The organism is Siminovitchia fortis, assembly GCF_003605365.2.
Lineage (GTDB): Bacteria > Bacillota > Bacilli > Bacillales > Bacillaceae_C > Siminovitchia > Siminovitchia fortis.
The window spans coordinates 1-2,575 of sequence record NZ_QYTU02000080.1 but is presented as its reverse complement, the minus strand read 5'-3'; the positions used below and the strand labels follow the sequence as shown (position 1 = coordinate 2,575).

General features: G+C 38.0%; 4 protein-coding genes. 3 read left to right on the top strand and 1 reads right to left on the bottom strand.

The annotated features are described in order from the left end of the window. Positions 1 to 898: 898 nt before the first annotated feature. The 3 genes from D4N35_RS17625 to D4N35_RS17615 all read left to right on the top strand — a co-directional run bounded on the left by D4N35_RS17625 (position 899) and on the right by D4N35_RS17615 (position 2,128). Entirely contained in the window at positions 899 to 1,192 is a 294-nt protein-coding gene (locus D4N35_RS17625; RefSeq protein ID WP_120075999.1) for an RNA polymerase alpha subunit C-terminal domain-containing protein, read from the top strand. Between the two features lie 144 nt (positions 1,193 to 1,336). Beyond that, positions 1,337 to 1,732 carry a VOC family protein gene (locus D4N35_RS17620; protein WP_120075997.1) on the top strand — a complete coding sequence of 132 codons (396 nt, stop codon included), beginning with the start codon at positions 1,337 to 1,339 and terminating at the stop codon, positions 1,730 to 1,732. A gap of 12 nt (positions 1,733 to 1,744) precedes the next feature. Beyond that, positions 1,745 to 2,128 carry an MmcQ/YjbR family DNA-binding protein gene (locus tag D4N35_RS17615; protein ID WP_235870430.1) on the top strand — a complete coding sequence of 128 codons (384 nt, stop codon included), beginning with the start codon at positions 1,745 to 1,747 and terminating at the stop codon, positions 2,126 to 2,128. 182 nt (positions 2,129 to 2,310) lie between these two features. On the opposite strand, the gene D4N35_RS18250 is transcribed toward D4N35_RS17615, so the two are convergent. After that, positions 2,311 to 2,457 carry a hypothetical protein gene (locus D4N35_RS18250; RefSeq protein ID WP_164876423.1) on the bottom strand — a complete coding sequence of 49 codons (147 nt, stop codon included), beginning with the start codon at positions 2,455 to 2,457 and terminating at the stop codon, positions 2,311 to 2,313. Between the last annotated feature and the right edge of the window lie 118 nt (positions 2,458 to 2,575).

The window sequence follows — 2,575 nt, the reverse complement described above, 5'->3', positions numbered from 1 at the left end:
GTCCGAAAGGGGCCGGTTTTGCTTGTTATTACTGTGTGAAAATGAAAATCAGCGGAAGCGTTGGGGGGGCTTCTGTGTTCATTAATTTCTTGCTGTTTGACTAAAGCAAAGAAATAGCTGCCAAAAAGAAAAAAACTATAGATTCTAAATGTAAGTGATTTTAACCTTCTCTTGTGGTATATTTAATATATAAACTAAATATAATAAAAAAAGACGGTAAGGTGCTACCAACACCCTACCGTTGGTACAACATAGCCCTTCACAAAGAGGGAAGGCTTTAACAAAAATAGTGGCAATGAAACCACCCTTAAAAGCTCGGCCAAGCTAAGGGTGGTTTCACTTTTTTCCTCTATCCGTAAATGACAGTATAGCAATAATAAGCATACTGAAACATCAAATTCTTCCATTGTTGCGTTCTTAATTTCCATTTCATCACTCTTTTCTAATTAAATTTTCTCCAGTTATGAGTTTTCCATCTGCTTATGAATTTACAACAATACCAGCACCCTTTTGGAAACCGGCTTGTCATGATTCTAAAATTTTAATCTTTGTCATCCAACGAGAATGGGAGGGTAACCCTTTTCTCCTCTAAGATGCTGATAAGCTGTTGTAAATGAGCCAAGGAAGTATCTGCAGTACTTATCGGACTCTTGTAGCAATCACATAAACAGGCCAGTGCCCGAAATAAATTCCATTCTTCGATTATACGGTACCACCAATTTGGGGCAGGACCATAATAAGTCATTCCTGTACCATCTTCAATATGGGAGTTTTGGCAGCGGTGCAATTATATTATAATTAAATCATTGGAAACTTATTTAGGCTTTAATTCTAATTAATATTTTGGTCAGAAAAAAGCAAGTGAAGAGTATACCCGCAAAGAAGGGAGTATTCTAAATTGACGACTTCAGAAAAAAATTTAAGAACCTGCGATAAAGGACACAAATATTATAAAAGCAGCGACTGTCCAACCTGTCCAATATGTGAGCAAGAACGTAAACCTAGTACAGGATTTCTTTCAGTTCTCTCAGCACCAGCTCGACGGGCATTGGAAAACAATGGGGTAACTTCTTTACAGGAGCTATCCAAATATAGCGAAGAAGAAATTTTGAAATTTCATGGTATGGGACCCGCTTCATTACCTAAACTTAGAGGAGCTTTGAATCAAAATGGATTATCATTCAGGACCTAAACACCTGAAGAAATAAATGTAAAAAAATAACTATATTAAGTTTAAATCTAAATCAATACCCATTATAATAAATATAGAGTTTTGCGAGCGTATACAACAGTGGTGTAAGAAATTCGATAATTCTTGAAAAATGGGAGGAGAATCATGGGAAGGTTAATCCATTTCGAAATTCATGTGGATGATATGGAGCGGGCAAAGAAGTTTTATGGAGAGGTATTCGGATGGTCATTTCAAGATTGGAGTGACTATGCTGGAATGCCTTATTTCGGAGCAGTGACGGGCGAAGAGAGTGAACCTGGCATCAACGGTGCTCTGATGCAGCGACAAAGTGCTCCCCCAGAAACAAACCAAGCTTTAAATGCATATGCTTGTACAATGGGAGTAGAAAATTACGACTTAACAGAAGCAAAAATTATTGAGAATGGTGGCAAGGTTGCGAAGCCCAAACACGCTCTTCCTGAATTGGCGTGGCAAGGATACTATATTGATACCGAAGGAAATATTTTCGGAATTCATCAACCAGATGAGAATGCAAAGTAGAGTTAATGATAGATGAATAAAAATATGAAATACCAAGACACAGCAGGCATGCTTGAAAATGTGCGCAGTATCTGTCTTGCAATGCCGGAAGCTGTTGAACACATCGACGGCTTTGGACACAATACTTTTAAAATCAATGGCAAATCGTTCGTGATTTCGGGTGAAAACGAGAAAGGATTCGGCTTATCGTTCAAGTCAGATCGGGAGACTCAAGAATTGTTGCTGCAGAATGAGCGGTTTTTCAAAACACCATATATCGGGCATCACGGCTGGGTATCTATCCAAAATCCTGCTGGGGAAGACTGGGATGAATTGACCGATCTAATTCAAGAAGCCTATTTACGCGCGGCACCGAAGCGCTTGGTTAAGCAGTGGCTTGAGGTGAATAAAAAGTGAAGAAGGGCAGAAGAACCTGCCTTTCTTTATAGTTAGGTAGATAGTTTTCCTGCTATGCCAATTCAATAGATTTCCATTCCCGTTTTAGCCATTAGGAATAACTCTCATTCGGTTATTTTATCTACCAACAAAAAAACTAAACTGCGAAGCAAAAGCCTTACGGCTTGCTTACACAGTTTAGTTTACTGTCCACAAATTCTAGTATAATTCATATAATTTTCAATTAAGTAGCGAGTTCTTTCTGCAGTTTCAAATGCCAGATAGTCCATTCCTGCGGCTCTATCAGAAGCTGTTTCATCCGGCATTTCAGCAAAATTTTGCTCTTTCATTTTAATCCATTCATTTGCATGGATTTTAATTGTTCAAATTCACTATTTGTCATTGTTCTTTTTAATTCGCCCCAAACTTCATTTAATAAACCATCCCATTCATTATAGTACTGACCAT